The organism is Ferroacidibacillus organovorans (assembly GCF_001516615.1).
Taxonomy (GTDB): Bacteria; Bacillota; Bacilli; order Alicyclobacillales; family SLC66; genus Ferroacidibacillus; species Ferroacidibacillus ferrooxidans_B.
Window position 1 is genome coordinate 83,318 of the sequence record NZ_LPVJ01000018.1, and the last position, 18,276, is coordinate 101,593.

General features: G+C 52.6%; 17 protein-coding genes and 1 pseudogene. 16 read left to right on the forward strand and 2 right to left on the reverse strand.

Annotated features, from left to right (window positions below):
• A complete protein-coding gene (ligA, locus tag ATW55_RS05845) occupies positions 1-2,040 on the forward strand; it encodes an NAD-dependent DNA ligase LigA (RefSeq protein WP_067713961.1) in 2,040 nt (679 codons plus the stop codon).
• Here ligA and ATW55_RS16265 read toward each other — a convergent pair.
• On the reverse strand, positions 2,037-2,183 hold the full coding sequence (locus ATW55_RS16265; protein ID WP_160327171.1) for a hypothetical protein: 147 nt from the start codon (positions 2,181-2,183) through the stop codon (positions 2,037-2,039). The two genes, ligA and ATW55_RS16265, sit on opposite strands and share 4 nt — an antisense overlap.
• A 105-nt stretch (positions 2,184-2,288) precedes the next feature.
• Here ATW55_RS16265 and ATW55_RS05850 point away from each other — a divergent pair, with 105 nt between their 5' ends.
• From ATW55_RS05850 to rlmD, 6 genes are all read left to right on the forward strand, one after another.
• Positions 2,289-3,233: a glycosyltransferase family 4 protein gene (locus ATW55_RS05850; RefSeq protein ID WP_067713967.1), complete on the forward strand. Its 945-nt coding sequence runs from the start codon at positions 2,289-2,291 to the stop codon at positions 3,231-3,233.
• A 69-nt stretch (positions 3,234-3,302) separates the two neighbouring features.
• Entirely contained in the window at positions 3,303-3,602 is a 300-nt protein-coding gene (gene gatC / locus ATW55_RS05855; RefSeq protein ID WP_067713972.1) for an Asp-tRNA(Asn)/Glu-tRNA(Gln) amidotransferase subunit GatC, read from the forward strand.
• Positions 3,603-3,610: 8 nt separating this feature from the next.
• Positions 3,611-5,050: an Asp-tRNA(Asn)/Glu-tRNA(Gln) amidotransferase subunit GatA gene (gatA, locus tag ATW55_RS05860; protein WP_067714048.1), complete on the forward strand. Its 1,440-nt coding sequence runs from the start codon at positions 3,611-3,613 to the stop codon at positions 5,048-5,050.
• Positions 4,986-6,491, forward strand: coding sequence for an Asp-tRNA(Asn)/Glu-tRNA(Gln) amidotransferase subunit GatB (gatB, locus tag ATW55_RS05865; protein ID WP_067713979.1), 1,506 nt, complete (start codon positions 4,986-4,988; stop codon positions 6,489-6,491). Before gatA ends, gatB begins: the two co-directional genes overlap by 65 nt.
• A 23-nt stretch (positions 6,492-6,514) precedes the next feature.
• On the forward strand, positions 6,515-7,402 hold the full coding sequence (locus ATW55_RS05870) for a diacylglycerol kinase (protein ID WP_067713983.1): 888 nt from the start codon (positions 6,515-6,517) through the stop codon (positions 7,400-7,402).
• A 15-nt stretch (positions 7,403-7,417) separates the two neighbouring features.
• Positions 7,418-8,935 (forward strand): 23S rRNA (uracil(1939)-C(5))-methyltransferase RlmD, encoded by a 1,518-nt coding sequence (rlmD, locus tag ATW55_RS05875; protein WP_067713987.1) that lies wholly within the window; start codon positions 7,418-7,420, stop codon positions 8,933-8,935.
• Between the two features lie 408 nt (positions 8,936-9,343).
• Here rlmD and ATW55_RS05885 read toward each other — a convergent pair.
• Positions 9,344-10,042: pseudogene (locus ATW55_RS05885) on the reverse strand (IS256 family transposase); the annotation flags it as partial.
• 252 nt (positions 10,043-10,294) lie between these two features.
• Between ATW55_RS05885 and ATW55_RS16725 the strand changes: the two are divergent.
• The 9 genes from ATW55_RS16725 (at position 10,295) to ATW55_RS17175 (ending at position 18,174) form a co-directional block, all read left to right on the forward strand.
• Entirely contained in the window at positions 10,295-10,444 is a 150-nt protein-coding gene (locus ATW55_RS16725; RefSeq protein ID WP_235587021.1) for a hypothetical protein, read from the forward strand.
• Between the two features lie 71 nt (positions 10,445-10,515).
• A complete protein-coding gene (locus ATW55_RS17170) occupies positions 10,516-10,632 on the forward strand; it encodes a DUF4277 domain-containing protein (RefSeq protein ID WP_082685585.1) in 117 nt (38 codons plus the stop codon).
• A gap of 41 nt (positions 10,633-10,673) precedes the next feature.
• Entirely contained in the window at positions 10,674-11,708 is a 1,035-nt protein-coding gene (locus ATW55_RS05895) for a helix-turn-helix transcriptional regulator (protein WP_067714003.1), read from the forward strand.
• A gap of 86 nt (positions 11,709-11,794) precedes the next feature.
• Positions 11,795-14,050 (forward strand): CRISPR-associated helicase Cas3', encoded by a 2,256-nt coding sequence (gene cas3, locus ATW55_RS05900; RefSeq protein WP_201024935.1) that lies wholly within the window; start codon positions 11,795-11,797, stop codon positions 14,048-14,050.
• 10 nt (positions 14,051-14,060) lie between these two features.
• Positions 14,061-14,798: a type I-C CRISPR-associated protein Cas5c gene (gene cas5c / locus ATW55_RS05905; RefSeq protein ID WP_067714051.1), complete on the forward strand. Its 738-nt coding sequence runs from the start codon at positions 14,061-14,063 to the stop codon at positions 14,796-14,798.
• Positions 14,795-16,558: a type I-C CRISPR-associated protein Cas8c/Csd1 gene (gene cas8c, locus ATW55_RS05910; protein WP_067714011.1), complete on the forward strand. Its 1,764-nt coding sequence runs from the start codon at positions 14,795-14,797 to the stop codon at positions 16,556-16,558. The genes cas5c and cas8c overlap by 4 nt, the downstream gene beginning before the upstream one ends.
• 36 nt (positions 16,559-16,594) lie before the next feature.
• On the forward strand, positions 16,595-17,512 hold the full coding sequence (gene cas7c, locus ATW55_RS05915) for a type I-C CRISPR-associated protein Cas7/Csd2 (RefSeq protein ID WP_067714014.1): 918 nt from the start codon (positions 16,595-16,597) through the stop codon (positions 17,510-17,512).
• Positions 17,513-17,518: 6 nt separating this feature from the next.
• On the forward strand, positions 17,519-18,001 hold the full coding sequence (gene cas4 / locus ATW55_RS05920; RefSeq protein ID WP_423742953.1) for a CRISPR-associated protein Cas4: 483 nt from the start codon (positions 17,519-17,521) through the stop codon (positions 17,999-18,001).
• 20 nt (positions 18,002-18,021) lie between these two features.
• Positions 18,022-18,174, forward strand: coding sequence for a Dna2/Cas4 domain-containing protein (locus tag ATW55_RS17175; RefSeq protein ID WP_423742954.1), 153 nt, complete (start codon positions 18,022-18,024; stop codon positions 18,172-18,174).
• The last annotated feature ends 102 nt before the right edge of the window (positions 18,175-18,276 follow it).

The window sequence follows — 18,276 nt, forward strand, 5'->3', positions numbered from 1 at the left end:
ATGGGCGAAATCGCGCGACGCGCGGCGGAACTGCGCGAACTTCTGCATCGCTATGATTATCACTACCACGTTCTTGACGCGCCACTGGTGTCCGATCTTGAATACGACCAACTCTTGCGTGAATTAAACGAGATCGAGCAGGCGCATCCTGAATGGGTGACGCCCGATTCGCCGACACAGCGCGTCGGCGGCAATCTGCTCGAAGGATTTGCGAAAGTGGCGCATCGCATTCCGCTCCGTTCGCTTTCCAATGTGTTTAATGAGCAGGAGTTGCTTGCGTTTGACGAACGGATTCGCGCGGTGGCGACGGATTTTAAAGGGTATGTCTGCGAATTGAAGATCGATGGACTGGCGACGGCGCTGCGCTATGACGCAGGTGTCATGACACAAGGCGCCACGCGTGGGGATGGCGTTGTCGGCGAGGACATCACGGTGAACCTGCGCACCATCAAGGCGATTCCGCTGCGTCTTCGGCAAGACGTGAGCATCGAGGTGCGCGGTGAGTCCTACCTTCCGCGCGCAGCGTTTGAGCGGATCAATGAGGAGCGACGCGATCGCGGAGAACCGCTTTTCGCGAATCCGCGCAACGTGGCGGCAGGTACGCTGCGTCAGCTCGATCCATCCATCGTCGCCGCACGCAAACTCTCCTTTTTCGCGTACACCCTGGCGACACCTGCCGGGCTTGCGACGACACAGGCAGAGGCGCTGCGCGTGATGGGCGAATGGGGGCTTCCGGTCAACCCACACTGGCGGCACTGTTTTCACATCAGGGACGTGCTGGAGTACATCGCGTGGGCGTACGCGGCACGCGCGGCGCTTGCGTATGACATTGACGGAGTCGTCATCAAGGTGAACGATTTTGCGGTGCAAGAAGCGCTCGGATTTACCGCCAAAAGCCCGCGCTTTGCCGTCGCCTACAAATTTGCCGCAGAGCAGGCTGAGTCGCGCGTGTTAAACATTGAACTTAGCGTCGGACGAACGGGCGCGATCACGCCGACGGCGATCATTGAACCTGTTTTTTTGGCAGGAACGACGGTGAGTCGGGCCACCCTTCACAACGAGGACATGATCAGGGAAAAGGATGTGCGCATCGGAGATCTTGTCATCGTGCAAAAAGCGGGCGATATCATTCCTGAGATTGTGCGCAGTCTGCCAGAGGCGCGCAAGGGCGATGAGGTTGTCTTTCGCATGCCGACACACTGTCCGTCGTGCGGTGAAGGTCTTTTGCGCGCGGATGGCGAGGTGGTGCTCCGCTGTGTGAACGAGGACTGTCCCGCAAAGCAAGTTGAGGCGCTGATCCACTTTGTTTCACGTAGTGCAATGAACGTTGACGGCGTCGGGGAGCAGTGGATCGAGACGTTGTTTGAAAAAGGACTGCTCACGGACATCCCGAGCCTCTATCGACTTAACCGAGAATCGCTGCTGACGCTTGATCGCATGGGGGATAAGCTCGCTGAGCGAATGCTGCGCAGCATCGAAGAGAGCAAAAGGCAGCCTCTGGAACGTCTGCTTTTTGGTCTTGGCATCCGCCATGTCGGGGAAAAAGCGGCGCAGGTGCTCGCAGAGACGTTTGGCACGATGGACGCTTTTTTGGCGGCGAGTGTCGATGCGCTTCAGGCGATTCCAGACGTTGGACCAAAGGTCGCGCAATCGATCGCAGCGTACACCAAAAAACCGCAACATCGCGCGTTGATCGAGGAACTGCGCGAACTGGGGTTGCGCATGGACACTGATCGCAAAAAGGCAGAGGATGGCGTGCTGCGCGGAACTGTGTTTGTGCTTACAGGCACGCTTTCTGCAATGAGCCGCGGCGAGGCGCAAGCGCGCCTGGAGACGCTTGGCGCGACGGTGACAGGAAGTGTGAGTGCAAAAACGAACGTCGTCATCGCAGGGGAAGCGGCCGGTTCGAAACTTGCCAAAGCAGAAAAACTCATTCAGGATGGGAAGGCGTCAAACCTTCGCATCATGAATGAGGAAGAATTCCTGCAGGCGCTCGCATCGTGGGAGTCTGTGGCACAGTCATCCGTAGAGGATGCCTAGCGCCCGCGAATAAACGAGTCAACGTTCTGCTTGTAGCGACGGCGCACGCGCACAAAGCGAAAACGCGTGGAGTAGCGGCCTGCCACAAAGGCGGCGGGGATGGAGATCGCGTCGAGAATGGCGAGCCAGTTCAGAAGGATCACTCCTCGTTTGTCCGAAATCAAAAGGTTCAACCAAGGATATGCGGCACGTTATCTCGTTAGACCATGATCACTCTATGTGGAACAGAAAGAAGGATTTTTTCTATCATGCAGTATGCATTCGCGGCAGTTATCAGCTTTGTTTTGGTGTGGGCGCTCATTCCGCCAATCAAGACATGGGCATTGCGCATCCAGTTTGTCGATCAACCCAACCACCGAAAACTTCACAAAAATCCGATCCCGCTCATGGGCGGCGTGGCGATCGTGATCGGTTTTTTCATCACGGCGTTCTTTTTCGCAAAAGGCAGCCGTGAGCTTGACGGCATCCTTTTGGGTGGTACGGTCATCTTCTTTTTGGGGCTTTTCGACGACTACGGAAAGACGCGCTCCAAAGAGCTTCCGGCGTGGCCGAAACTCCTTGTGCAAATTGGCGCGTCGGCGATTTTACCAGCGTTTGGCGTGAGTGTCCAGGGCATGAACATTCCTTTTCTGCACCCTTCTTACGTGCTTTTCCCGACGTGGCTTGGCATCGCCTCGACCATGATCTGGGTCATCGGCATCACCAACATGATGAATTTTCTCGACGGTGTGGACGGGCTTGCGGCAGGTATTTCTGCGATCTCTGCGACCACGCTGTTTTTTATCGCGATCGTAAAGGGGCACCCTTCGATGGCGATGCTTGCAATCATTCTCGTCGGCGTGTCACTTGGTTTCTTGCGCCACAATTTCTATCCGGCGCGAATTTTCATGGGGGATGCGGGCGCGACGTTTCTCGGGTTCATTCTGGCCGGAATCGCCGTCGAAGGCGCATTCAAGTCGGCGGCGCTCGTTTCTGTCGCAATCCCGGTGTTGGCGCTTGGCGTCCCGATCATGGATGCGTTCTACGTTATTTTTCGGCGATTTCGCGAGAATCGCCCCATTTATGTTGCGGATAAAGGTCATACGTTTCACCAATTGATGCGCTCTGGGCTCTCGCAGAAACAGACGGTGACGATTCTCTATCTCCTGGGGATCTGTTTTTCGCTGCTCTCGATTGTCCTGTTGTTGTCCTGAGCGTGCGCCGAGTGTGCAAAATGCTATGGTATACTTGAAAAATGAGGTATTTTCAGGCGGGGGTTAACGATGAATCTATCGATCGAAGATGTGTATCACGTGGCAAACCTTGCGCGCATCGCGATCTCAAAGGATGAGGCGCAGGCGCTTGTTCACGATCTGGGAAGAATTCTTGAACACGCAGAAATGCTGCAATCGCTCGACGTGTCCGGTGTAAAAGAGACGAGTCACATCGGGGTTTTTGAATCGGTGACGCGCGCGGATGAGATCCGTCCATCCCTCGGAACGGAGCGCGTCGTCGCAAACGCGCCGGATGAGGAAGATGGTCAATTTCGCGTACCTGCGGTGCTTGAGGGGGCGTCATCGTGATCGGCGAGATGGATATTGTGCAGATGCGCGCCGCACTTGACGCGGGCGAGCGCACCGCGGCGTCGCTCGCGCAGGATGCGCTTCAGGCGGTTCGCGAAAAAGACGGTGAGGTGGGCGCCTTTTTGCGGCTGGATGAGGCGCTGAGCGAAGTCCCTTCGCAAACGCAAGGGACTTCGCTGCTCGCCGGAATTCCGTACGCGGTCAAGGCAAACCTCTGCGTCGCTGATCGCGAGACGACATGCGCCAGCAAGATTCTCAAAGGCTATCGACCACCGCACACGGCAACAGCTGTCGTGAAGTTGCAGGAGGCTGGAGCGACGCTTGTTGGCGCGCTCAACATGGATGAGTTTGCGATGGGCTCATCGACGGAAAACTCAGCCTATCAAATTACGCGCAATCCGTGGGATCTCACACGCGTGCCGGGTGGATCGAGCGGCGGTGCGGCGGCGGCGGTGGCGGCTGGTTTCGTGCCATTTGCGCTCGGCTCAGATACGGGCGGGTCCATTCGCCAGCCTGCGGCGTTTTGCGGTGTCGTCGGTCTAAAGCCAACGTATGGACGGGTGTCGCGTTTTGGCCTTGTCGCGTTTGCCTCTTCGCTTGATCAGATCGGACCTCTGACGCGCACAGTGGAGGACGCGGCGCTGGTTCTTCAGACGATCGCGGGGCATGATCCGCTCGATGCGACGTCGGCCAATCTTCCCGTTCCGGATTATCGCGCGGCGCTGACGGGAGAGATCAACGGTCTGCGGGTAGGGATTCCGCAGGAGTACTTTGGCGAGGGCGTAGAGGAAGGCGTCTCGCGCGCGGTGAATGCGGCGATTGAACAGTTGAAGGCGCTTGGCGCAACCGTTATGCCTGTCAGCCTCCCGCACACATCGTATGCGCTCGCGGCATACTACATTCTGGCGCCGGCTGAAGCGTCGTCCAATCTCTCGCGGTTTGACGGCGTGCGCTATGGCTATCGCGCGGACGGGGTCGCGGATTTGCTGGATCTTTACAAGAAAACGCGCGGCGAAGGGTTTGGCAAAGAAGTCAAGCGGCGCATTCTGATCGGTACATACGCGCTTTCGTCAGGCTACTATGACGCGTACTACAAGCGCGCGCAGCGTGTTCGCACACTGATTCGCGAAGACTTTTTGCGCGCGTTTGCGGATGTGGACGTACTCTTGTCGCCGACGACGCCGACGATGGCGTTTGCGCTTGGCGAGAAGACGGATGATCCATTGACGATGTATTTAAATGACGTGCTGACCATCCCGGTCAATCTGGCGGGACTTCCCGCGATCAGTGTGCCGTGCGGGCTCTCAGACGGGTTGCCCGTTGGCCTGCAGTTCATTGGCCGCATGTTTGACGAGGAGACGCTCTTGCGCGTTGCGCACGCGTATGAAAAGGCGGCGGGCCAAACGTTTGACGCTCTTCGTCGGCAAGGGGGGATCGCGCGTGTTTGAAACGGTCATCGGCCTTGAGGTGCATGTCGAACTCGGCACGAAAACGAAGATTTTCTGCGGTTGCGCGGTGGAGTTTGGCGCGCCGCCAAACGCGCGGGTGTGCCCTGTCTGCATGGGGAGCCCAGGTGTGCTGCCTGTGCTCAACGAGGAGGCCTTGAAGCTTGCGGTGCGCGCGGCGCTCGCGCTCAACTGCAAGGTCCCAAACGAGAGCAAGTTTGACCGCAAGAACTACTTTTATCCAGACAGTCCTAAGGCGTATCAGATCTCGCAGTATGATGAGCCGATCGGCACAAACGGTTACCTGGATATTGAAATAGACGGCGAGAAAAAACGCATTGGCATCACGCGGGTTCATCTCGAAGAGGATGCGGGAAAACTGAACCACTCGCCGTTTGGCGATGTGTCCTTGGTCGATTTGAATCGCGTGGGGATTCCGCTGATTGAGATCGTCAGCGAGCCGGACTTGCGCTCCCCAGAAGAGGCGCGGCTCTATCTTGAAGGCATCAAGGCGATCATGCAGTATTGTCTCGTCTCAGAGTGCAAGATGGAAGAAGGGTCGCTTCGCTGTGACGCGAATCTCTCGCTGCGCCCGGCGGGACAGGCGGCGTTTGGCACGAAGACCGAGATCAAAAACATGAACAGTTTCCGCAATGTGCAGCGCGGGCTTGAGAGTGAGCAGGCGCGTCAGACGCGCGCACTGTTGGCGGGTGACACGATCGAACAGGTTACGCTGCGTTTTGACGAGGCAACAGGACTGACGAGCCCGATGAGAAGCAAAGAAGACGCGCATGACTATCGCTATTTTCCGGACCCGGATCTGCCACGGATGATTCTAAGTGATGCGTACATTGAAGAGCGGCGCCGTGAGATTCCGGAGTTGCCAGACGCCCGGCGGGCGCGCTGGATTGCAGATTATCAGCTTCCGGTGTATGACGTAGGTGTGCTGACTGCGTCGCGCGACATTGCGGATCTGTTTGATCAGGCCGTGGAGCGAGTGCTTGACGCAAAGCTTGTGAGCAACTGGATCATGGGGGATGTGCTGGCTTACTTAAAGGCGCAAGGAATCGAACTGCGCGACACCAAACTCACAGGCGCGCATCTCGCGGATTTGCTCGAAAATTTGAAGCGCGGCGGAATTTCTGCGGCGATTGCAAAAGATGTGCTAAAGCGCGTGATGGAGAGCGGTGAGTCGCCAAGCGCCATCATCGCAGCGCAGGGGCTCGCGCAAATCTCGGACGAGGGTGAACTCGCAGGAATTGTGACGCAGGTGATCGAGGCGAATCCAAAGTCGGTGGAGGATTTGCTCGCGGGAAAGGACAAGGCGATCGCGTCGCTCGTGGGGCAGGTGATGAAGGCGACAAAGGGAAAGGCCAATCCGCAGGTGGTCAATCGTTTGATTGGCGAGCAGATCCAGGCGATTCGCGAAGCGCGTTTGTCATAGGCTGATTTTGTGGGAGGTGTGACATGCGACCGCGCATTCGATTGATCTACAATCCGACGGCAGGAAAAGAGGCGTTTCGTCAGCATCTTCCGCAGATCCTGCAGATCCTTGAGAGCGCGGGATATGAGGCGTCATGTCACGCCACAGCAGGGCCAGGGGATGCGACGAAAGAGGCGTTCCGCGCTGCAAACGACGGGTTTCAGGTCGTCGTGGCGTGTGGTGGCGACGGCACGGTCAACGAAGTGGTAAACGGTCTCGCGGCGAGTAAGACGCGGCCGATTCTTGGGATTATCCCGTCGGGGACGGCGAATGACTTGGCGCGCGCGCTTGAGATTCCTCGCAATGTGGAAGAGGCGGCGCGGCGCATCGCGCAGGGACAGATCCGGTCGCTTGACCTCGGCTGTGTCGGGGAGGACCGTTACTTTGTGAACATCGCGGCGTTTGGGCGACTGACGGAGATTACCTATGAGGTGCCAAGCAAGATGAAGACGATGCTCGGGCACTTGGCGTATTACATGAAGGGGCTTGAGCGACTGCCGGGTTTGCGTGCGATCGAGATGAAGATCACTTCGGATACGGAGCAGTTTGAGGGACCGGCGATGCTCTGCCTTGTCACGAACTCGCGCGCAGTGGGCGGGTTTGAGCGCGTGGCGCCGCGGGCGTCGGTGAGTGACGGCTGGCTTGATGTGCTGATTGTGAAACAGAGTAACCTTGGGGATCTGATCCGCTTGGTGTCAACCGCACTGATGGGCGATCACACGCAGGATGAGCGGGTGGTCTATTTTCACGCGAAGCGAATCGAGCTTTCATCGCAGGAAGAAGTCGACCTCAACATCGATGGAGAGTACGGTGGGCGGTTGCCGCACAAGGTGACGATTAAAGAGGGACACTTGCAGGTCATCTCAGGGTAAAGGCTGTGCGTTTGGATGGAGCGGGAGAAGGGGCGCGCGGATGGGCGGCGTGATCGGAATGGTCAGCGCGCGGGTGGACGCCGGGAGCGAACGCCTGCGCGCGCTGTTCCGGTGCGTCTGGGGCAGACCTATGAAGTGGTGATCGATCGGCTTGGCTTTCAGGGTGAGGGTGTCGCGCGTGTCGAGGGCTTCACGGTGTTTGTGCCAGGCGCGCTGATCGGAGAGCGGGTCGTAGCACGCATGGAGCGTGTGGAGCGGTCGTTTGCGCGGGCGGTGTTGTTGCAGGTGGTGGAAGCGGCGGAGGAGCGCGTCTTGCCGCGCTGCTCGGTGTATGCGGAGTGTGGCGGGTGCAATCTGCAGCACATGAGCGCAGAGGCGCAGCTGCGGATGAAGAAGATGACCGTCATGGATGCGCTTGAGCGAATCGGGAGGTTTCCGAAGGAAGACGTGCGGGCGTGGGTGCGCGACGTGATTCCGTCGCCAAACGTATGGCAGTATCGCAACAAGGTGACGTGGACGGTTTCGGTTGAGGCTGGTCGATTCGCCGTGGGCTTTGTGGAAGAAGGCAGCCACGATCCTGTGGATACGGATGATTGTGCGATTGTGCCGGAACATGTGTTGCGCATCGTTAAGGCGATGCGCCGCGTGGATGAGGCAGTGCGCGGAGCTGATATGGAGCGCGGGGGTGAAACGGAGCGCGGGGTTGATCGGTCGGCAGCTTCGTCGCCGGGGCAGGGGGCGGGGACGTCGGCTGCCATGCTCTCGCCATGGCGGGGGGTGCACCACGTCCGTGTGCGTACGAATGGGGCGGCGGAGGTGCTGATTGCGCTGCTCGTAGCGCCAGGTGTGACATTTTCGCCTGAAGATGTGCGGTTGTTTCGGATTGAACTTGAGGCACAGCGCGTTAAAGTGGTGGGTTTGATTGCGGATGACGGTGTGGCGGAGCGCGTCTTGTTCGGGCAAGCGCAGATGGAAGAGCGTATCGCGGGGCTGGCCTTTGGCGTCTCGTCACGCTCGTTCATGCAGGTCAATCCGGCACAGGCGGAGCGGCTCTACGCGGAGGCGCTCGCTTTGGCGGGGCTCACGGGGACGCAGCGTGTGTGGGATATCTACGCAGGCATTGGCACGCTCACGCTGATGGCGGGTCGACAGGCCGGTTCGGTGGTTGGCGTTGAGATCGTCGAGGAAGCGGTGCGCGACGCGCAGATGAACATTGAGCGAAATGGCATGCACCATGTCAGGATGATGCTCGGCGATGCGCAAGATGTCGTGTCACGCTTGGCAGAGGATGAGCGCCCGGACGTGGTGTTTCTCGACCCGCCGCGCGCGGGTTGCGAGAAGCGGGTGCTTGATGCGATCTGTGACGCGGCCCCCGCACGGATCGTCTATGTCTCGTGCAATTCGGCCACACTCGCGCGCGATCTGCGCATTCTCGCTGATCGCGGGTATGCGGTCGATGTCGCACAGCCGCTGGACATGTTCCCGCAGACGAGTCATGTGGAGTGTGTTGTGTCAACATACAGAGTGGACTAAAATTCGGAGATGGGAATTGCCGACGCAGAGGAGAAGGCTCGACCTATTGGATCGAGCCTTCTCTTTTCAATTTGAGTCCCTATGATTAGCAAACAGTGGATCAAGTTCGTAATTGTGTATAATTTCGTTTTCCCTTTGTCAACGGGGTGCCTTGCCTTATCATCGCCTTCCGACGACTCGAAGCTCTTCCGTTCATCTTGCGATTCGTGCGGCTCCACCCTTGCATGGATGCGGTTTGGTTTGTCCGGCAAGACGGGACCCAAGCGCAACGTGTTCATCCAGGCTCCGTCTGGATCAGCCAGTGTACCGCATCCTGCAAGGGACGCTGCGCTTTTCGCCTAACTCTGGCCACCCCAAGTGCAAGGTAGAAGCTTCATGATACGCCGCCTCGACCTTCTGCCTCCATTTCTCCTGCTGCTCCTTGCACCACGAAGCATACCCATCCATGTCGAGGTATTTTCGATGGGACGACCATCCCTCATCGATCTCCATCCGCAACGCTCCTAGCGAACGAAGCACAGACTCTCGATTGGGAAAGATGCGAATGACTCGCTCACGACGGCGAATCTCCTCGTCTAACCGTTCCACGCTGTTCGTCGTCCGCAACTTCCGACGCAACGGTTCGGGCAACGCCAATACGGCCGTTGCATCCTCAAACCCCTCTTCCAACACCTTGACCGCCTTGGGTGCCTTCTCGCCGTATTCTTCGAGCACACGATTTAACAGCGTCCTTGCCGTCTCCTCGTCAGGCGCCGTTCGAATCGCCCGCACCTGCTGCTGAATTTCAGACATCAGCGTCTTAGGCGCTTGATCAAGGATATTGCGCGTAAAAGGTGTTTGGCAGTGTTGCCAGGTGCATCCGATGAATTGCGTTTGAACCGCCTGAACAAGCCCCGCGTGACTGTCCGATACGATCAGATCGACACCCCGCAGTTGCCGCTGTTTGAGCCACCCAAAGAAGTCATGCCAATTCGCATACGACTCCTTATCTCCGACACGCAGACCGAGGATTTCCCGAAACCCTTGATCATTGACGCCGACGGCAACCATCATGCTCATTTGCCGAATCCGCCGATTTTCCCGTACGTTAAGGACGATCGCATCCACCTTCTGTGAATGAGTACTTGACACATTCATTCTACCAGGGAAATCGAATGCCTCATCTTATTTGATAGAGTCAATACGCAGTCTCGAACCCACGCACTTTTACACATAATAACGGAAACCACATCCATTTGATATAATAAATTAAATTAACAAATACAATTTCTGACTCAAACCTCGTCTTTGCAGGAATTCTTACTGACTTTGACGAAGCATTTCCCTATCGCGCTCGCTACGGAAGAGAAGTTCAGATGGATGACCAAGATGCTGTCCTTGCATTCTGGCCCAACCGTATTGCTTAACCGAATCGCACGGGAAATTGACTTCAAGGATACGATCAATCGCTTGCTCAAATGGGATTCGCTCGTTGCACTCTCTTCCCAGACGCACGGATCAAGGCGCTGACGATCGATATCCTGTGCGGGCATGATTCTATCTATTAAGTCAAAGATTTCTACGAGGATTAGGACGTTGAGTTGCTCTTTGGTTTGGGAGTAACCGCCGATGTACTGAATGATGAGACCTTGGCCAGGGCGCTGGACAAGGTCTACGAGGCGACGCCTTGGACGATTTATTTGTGTATGGTCAAATGAAAATGGATTACGCAGGTTATGCCACTTGAGGTGAAGACTGAATGTTTGAAAGCCGCGATTTGAAGATGGCAGGTCGCCTTTTTGCATTGGCAGACCAGATATATCGTAATCCTCGATATTATACGGCCAGACAATTGGCGAATCTTTTCTCCGTTTCAGAGCGCACCATACGGAGAGACATACACAATCTTGAAGACTTAGGGATTCGTGTTGAGTCCGAGGAGCAAGGTGGGTATTTCATTTTCGCTGATCTGGGCAAAATGCCGGTCGCATTGACATCCGATGAGAGAATTGCATTCAAGATCATTCCTCACCTACTAAAAGGAATTGAAGTGGATGTACACTTGACTCCGGTCATGCAGGCCTATTTCTCTGCGATCAACAAAGTGTCGGAGAGTCTTGGTTTTTCATCCAATGTGACTCCTCAGTTTAATGATCTTGGGGATCGGATTTTGCTCGAATCCGGTTCATCGTCTATTTCCATCAGCGATATATCACGGACTCATTCGTGGACAATGGAACTCTTCTATGCAATGGAGAAGCGACTCACAACCGAAATTGTGTACCACAGTTTCAACTCAAATCAGACGACCACTCGGTTGATAAATCCTTATTATCTGCTGCCGCGCAATAACAGCTTATATGTCATTGGATATTGTCATCTGCGATGTGAATATCGAACTTTTAAGATGAGTCGAATCAAACGAGTCGCAGTGACCAACAAGCGGTTCATACTTGAATCTGATTTTTCCCTTGACAATTTTTTGCACTTTGCTTGGGGTGTATATAAGTTAGACGAGCCGATTCAAGTGGTGCTTGCTTTCACATCTGCAGTCAGTCGATATATAAAGGAAGAGCTGAATTCTTCAAGGGTTCTTCGAACCTGGGAAGATAACCGCGGAAGATACATAGTGGAAATCATGACGAGTTGGAACCCTGAGGTTCAGCGGTGGATCCAGCAATTTGGCTCAAATGTAGAGATACTGAGCCCTGCCGCGCTCAGGGATTGGATGTTGGAGGAACACGAGAAAATAGTCCGTTGTTATCGCGTAGAAAAATCTGTACAAGAGGGGTGACATACCTTTGCAGGGGTAAGTGGTAAAGTAAAAGTAATCTCAAACAATCACATGAAAATTGGTAATCTGACGAGGGAATGATGCATGTGAGTACTAAATTTATTGCGCATGTTCGGAAGATTGACGACGATAATTGGGATACACCTCAATTATTGTTTGATCACTTGGAGGGTACAGCGAGATTGGCTGAAGCCAATGCCATGAAGTTCCATTCTCGAGAGTGGGGTAAAGTCGCGGGTTTGGCGCACGATGCCGGCAAGGGTAGGTTGGAATGGCAAAAGTATATTCGGGAGAAGAGCGGATTCGGGTTTCATGTAGACGCTCATATGGAAGGGAAGGCGGGCAAGATTCCTCATGCTATCCACGGTGCTAAACTCGTTGAATTTTTGTTTGGCAAAGGGATAGGAAGAATATTGGCATATCCTATAGCTGGACATCATGCAGGCCTTCCGGATTGGTCTTCGGCGGAAGGAGCCGGGCGGTCTTCTCTGAAGTACCAGGAAAGCCAAGTCGAGAATTTGGATGATGTAGATAAGGGTATCGTTGAAAAAGTGCGCGCTGCAAAACCAGGATCGCCTCCTTGGAAATTCTCAAAGGGATTGGATATCTCCCTTTGGATCAGAATGTTGTATTCCTGTTTGGTGGATGCTGACTTTTTGGACACGGAATCCTACATGAACCCAGAGTCGTCTGCGAACCGCAGTGATTACTGCAACATGCCTGAACTATTGGATCGGTTTAAAAAGTTCGCTCAAAAGATGGATAACGACTCTGATAAAACCAGGGTTAACGAAATTCGAAGGGAAATACGAGCCAAGTGCATACGTCTGGCGAGCGAAGATCAGGGAATTTTTTCACTTACTGTTCCGACGGGTGGCGGGAAGACATTGTCGAGTCTTGCCTTTGCGTTGGAACATGCCGTTAAGCACGGCTTGGATCGGGTTATCTATGTAATCCCCTACACAAGTATCATTGAACAAAATGCAGACGTCTTTCGCGTCGTACTTGGCGAAGACGAGGTAGTGGAGCACCATTCGAGCTTGGACGAGGATGAAACCACATCAAGAGCTCGACTGGCTTCTGAGAACTGGGATGCTCCTGTGATTGTGACAACGTCAGTGCAGTTCTTTGAATCCTTATTCGCTGCTAAATCAAGCCGTTGTCGCAAGTTACATAACATTGCGAGGTCTGTTGTTGTTTTGGATGAAGCCCAATTGGTACCGGTTGAATACCTGGATCCGATCTTAGAGACTCTTCAATTGCTTGTGGATCGCTATCAAGTCAGTCTCGTCATTTCAACTGCAACTCAACCGGCTTTCAAGGAACGTTTGGTTGACGGAAAGAGGTTTGAGGGACTTAGGAATATCACTGAGATAATGGGCGATGACAGAGAGGTTCAATCTCTCTACGAGTCTCTCAAGCGATATGAGGTTGAATTTCCACCTGATTTCACCACAATATCGAGTTGGCAGGACATCGCGACCGAACTCAGCCAGTATGAACAGGTTCTCTGCGTTGTTTCAGACCGGAAGAGTTGCCGAGAGTTACATAGTTTAATGCCAGAAGGAACGTATCATCTGTCCGCATTGATGTGTGGGCAACATCGTAGTGCAGTGATTTCTGAGATTAAGCAAGAACTGAAGCAAAATCACACGGTGCGGGTCATCAGCACGCAACTCGTGGAAGCAGGAGTGGATCTCGACTTCCCAGTTGTGTACAGAGCACTTGCAGGTTTGGACTCCATTTCTCAGGCGGCTGGTCGATGCAACAGGGAAGGTAAGCTCGAGGGACTTGGAAAGGTGGTAGTATTTAATCCGCGGAAACAAGCGCCACCGGGGCTCCTTCGTAAAGCTGCGGACACCGCTCGTACCATCATCGCAACCGCTGTTCAAGATCCTCTTCAATGTGGAGTTTTCGAGAAGTACTTTAATGAATTGTATTGGAAGGCGAATTCTCTCGATGCAGAGGGGATCAAATGCCTGCTGGATCCAAACGATCCACAAAACGATCCAAAGGAGTGTGGCATGTCATTCCGCACGGCTGCCGAGCGGTTCCAGATTATTGATGAATCCCAGGTTCGCACCATTCTTGTCCGGTTTGGTAAAGGTGAGCGCCTCATTGACTTACTGAAATCCACTGGGCCTGATCGCTGGTTAATGCGAAAGTTACAAAGATACACTGTGAACGTGTATTCCTATGATTTCACAAAGTTACTGCAGAGGGGCGCGATAGAGGAGGTGTACCCAGGGATTTTTGTGTTATCCACTAACTTGGATTATTCTGATACTATCGGTCTTTTGGTAGAGGAAACTTCCTATGACCCCGAGAAGTTTATTTTGTAGAAAGGAACTGATGAACTTGCACAACTGGTGTTTGGAGGTCTGCGGCGACTATGCCTGTTTCACAAGGCCAGAAATGAAGGTAGAGCGAGTGAGTTACGATGTGATGACACCATCGGCGGCTCGCGCCATTTTTGAGTCCATCCTGTGGAAGCCCGCCATTCGGTGGAATGTTACTAGAATTGAAGTGATGAATCCAATCAAATGGATTTCAGTTCGACGAAACGAGGTTGGCAAGACAGTGCCCGCTCCTACGGCAAAGCAGATGGCTGGCGTGGCTGTAGCCCCGATGGGCATTTTCATAGAGGATGAGCGTCAACAACGTGCTGGTCTGTTTTTGCGGGACGTCAGATATCGAATTCACGCGTATTTTGACTTTGTTCCTCCGAGTGAACATAAAACGAACCACTCATCCGAGTTCTGGGCGGACGAGCAAGAACAAACTGAAATTGTTCGATTCGATGAAACTGCAGCAAAGTATGCGGCTATGTTTGAACGGAGGGCCAAAAAGGGCCAATGCTTCCATCGACCTTATCTGGGGTGTCGTGAGTTTTCATGCGATTTCAGGTTAATCGATGATCTGACAGTCGAAGTTGCGAGACCTATTGATGAAACGAGAGACCTTGGCTACATGTTGTACGACATGGATTTTGACCGTAATGCAGACGATCCGCCGGCTCTATTCTTCCGCGCTCAGATCGAAAATGGCGTGATGAACACAGACCGTAGGCAAATAGAGGTGAGAGGATGATCCTGCAAGCGTTAAAGGAATATTATGACCGGAAAATTGAAGACCCTGAGAGCGATATTGCTCCAGAAGGATTCGAGAAAAAAGAATTACAGTTTCTGATCGTCATCAATGAAAAAGGCGAGTTCATCAGCATTGAAGACACGCGGGAAAAAGTTGGAAGCAAGCTTGTTGCCAAGACATTTTTGCTTCCTAGATCGGTAGGGAGAAGCGGAAGTCGAAGTTACGAGACCACATTTTTGCTATGGGATCATATCGGTTATTTATTGGGTCAGCCGATCAGTGACCGGAAGTCAATTAAGCAACATCAAACCTGGCTAAAAGCTTTAAACAATTTGCCTCTCGAACTTGCTGAAGATAGCGGGGTCAGGGCTGTGATTAGGTTCTATGAGCAAGATGAAGTTGCAAAAGCAATTGCTTCATCGGAGGCCAGTGAATGTTTCAAGGCTCCGCAGTGTAATATGTCTTTTCGCCTAGTAGGTGATGTACCTGTCCCCTGTAGAGAAAGAGTACAGGCATTCGTAATAAATAGTCTGAGAACACCAGATGTCGAAGAAGTGACTGAAGCAGGTGAAAGTGACAAATTGGGAATTTGCCTTGTTACGGGTGAATGGGGTGAAATTGCCCGAACGCATGGTAGAACTCCAATTAATAAGGATACCAAGTGCTTGGTCGGATTCCAAAAGAACAGTGGATATGATTCATACGGGAAGGAGCAGGGTTATAATGCTCCGGTGGTCAAATCAACTGAATTTTCGTATGTGACAGCGCTTAACACCCTTCTTAAGTCAAAAACGCAACGTATTTTAGTCGGAGATGCTTCAACGGTATTCTGGTCTCAAAGTGGGTCGTCCTTTGAGTCAGATTTCTCATTATTCTTTAGCGAACCTGAACGTGACAACCCGGACTCCGGAAACCAAAAGGTAAAGGAACTGTTTGAATCGGTGAACAGCGGGACCTACATGGAAGACGACGGTGACGATCAATTTTATGTGTTAGGGCTTTCGCCGAACTCAGCCCGGATAGCCATCCGCTTTTGGCAAGTGGGAACCATATCTCAGCTTGCACTACGGATCAAGCAGTACTTTGACGATTTTGCAATCGTTAAGCCTCCGAAAGAACCGGAGTTTTACTCAATTCGGCGTATTTTGGTTAATATTTCCACCCAAGACAAGAGTGAAAATATCCTGCCCAATCTTACAGGAGACATGATGCGTTCAATACTAAGTGGAACGCCGTATCCAGCTACACTTCTGCAAGCTGCTCTCCGCCGGATTCGAAGTGATACAAAGGAAAGAGTCAAACCCGTGAGGGCGGCATTAATCAAAGCGTATTTGAACCGGTTTAATCGTTTTCATCCAAGTGACACTTTTAAGGAGGTCAGCGAGTTGTTGGACGTAAATCAACCGTCGGTCGGGTACCAACTGGGTAGATTATTTGCAACTCTAGAGAAGATTCAAGAGGAAGCGAGCCCCGGAATTAACGCAACGATAAAGGAACGGTTTTATGGCGCTGCCTGTGCAACGCCGGTAACCGTTTTCCCGAACCTACTTCGGCTTAAGGTGCATCACATAGCCAAACTTGATCACAAAGGGAGGGTGGTTGAATTTGAACGATTGTTGGGTGAAATCATGGGGAATTTAAAGGATTTTCCTTCACATCTAGATATCCATCAACAGGGGCTTTTTGCCATCGGATACTATCATCAACGGCAAGCATTTTTTCAGACAAAAAACCGAATTGAAAATGATTTAAATCAGTAAAACCGATTTCAAAATCCAGAGGGAGAAGGATGACAAATGACTAATGAAAAGTTGGTTCAGAGACGGTATGACTTCGTAGTTCTCTTCGATGTGAAAGACGGAAATCCAAATGGGGACCCGGATGCAGGAAATTTGCCAAGAATCGATGCGGAGACAGGTCATGGTTTAGTGACAGATGTTTGCCTCAAAAGAAAAGTGAGAAACTACATTGGTTTAAAAATGGATGAGAAAGCTCCGCACGGAATCTTTGTGAAAGAGAAGGCCGTGTTGAATAATACGATCGAAAAGGCCTACGTAAATCTGGATATCAATCTTAAGGAGCCGCCAGTAGATCCAACAGACGGTAAAAAAAGGAACAAGGAGGGACAAGGTCAAGGGAAAGAAATTGATCGTGCCAAGACATTCATGTGCCAAAACTTTTACGACATTAGGACCTTTGGGGCGGTCTTATCGACGGGTGCTAATGCTGGTCAGGTTCGTGGCCCCGTTCAATTGACGTTCGCAAGATCGGTGGATCCCATCGTTTCGCTGGAACACAGCATCACGCGTATGGCTGTTACTACAGAGCAAGAGGCAGAGAAGCAGGGCGGTGATAACCGTACGATGGGACGGAAATTTACAGTTCCATATGGACTGTATCGGTCCCACGGTTTCGTATCTGCTCCGCTTGCTCAACAGACGGGTTTCACGGAAGACGATCTCGAACTACTATGGGATGCGCTCATTAATATGTTCGAGCATGATCGCTCAGCGGCTCGCGGCTTGATGGGAACGAGGAAACTTTTCATTTTTGAGCATTCATCGAAGATGGGAAATGCTTCTGTGCAGAAGCTCTTTGACGCGATTGAGATTACGCTAAACGATAAAAGCAGGCCAGCCAGAGACTTTCGAGACTACAGTGTTACCGTAGATGCAGATCAAATTCCTCATGGTGTAACTCTGATAGAGAGATAGTAAGTGATGAGCGATTTCGTTGAAGAAGATGATTATCTGCTACTTTCGGGAGTTCAGCACATGGCGTTCTGCGAGAGACAGTGGGCACTCATTCATATTGAACAGCTGTGGGCAGAGAATGCACGTACGCTAGAGGGGAAGTACCTCCATGCGCGTGCAGACGACACGTTTGCCGATGAAACACGTAAAGATCTCAGAGTTGTTAGAGCCATGCCGATCGTATCCCGTTCTTTGGGGATACGAGGTGTGGCGGATGTGGTTGAGTTCCATAAGGTAGAAGCTGGACACGATGATATAAGTGTGCGTCTTAATAATCGAATGGGATGGTGGCAGCCCTTCCCGATTGAGTACAAGAGGGGTCAACCCAAACCGGACGACCGCGATGCAGTTCAACTCTGCGCACAAGCAATGGCATTGGAAGAGATGCTTGATATATCCATTGCATCTGGCTTCTATACTACTTTCAGACGCGGCGCAGAGAGCCAATAGCCTTCAGCCGGGAGTTACGTATGCGAGTGAGGGAACTTGTTACAAAGATGCATGAAATGATGCGGAATGGTAAAACCCCGAAAGCTCAAAAGGGCAAACACTGTTCCTTGTGTTCTTTGAAGGAACTGTGTCATCCCAATCTAACCCATGAGTTATGCAGTTGTCCCCAATAATTGGGTATTGGTAGGTTCAAACCATCTCATTTCCAGTTTCGTTGGCCAAAAATCGCGTATAAGTCTTGCAAATTTCTTTGCGGGTGTGTCAAGATCAATCAT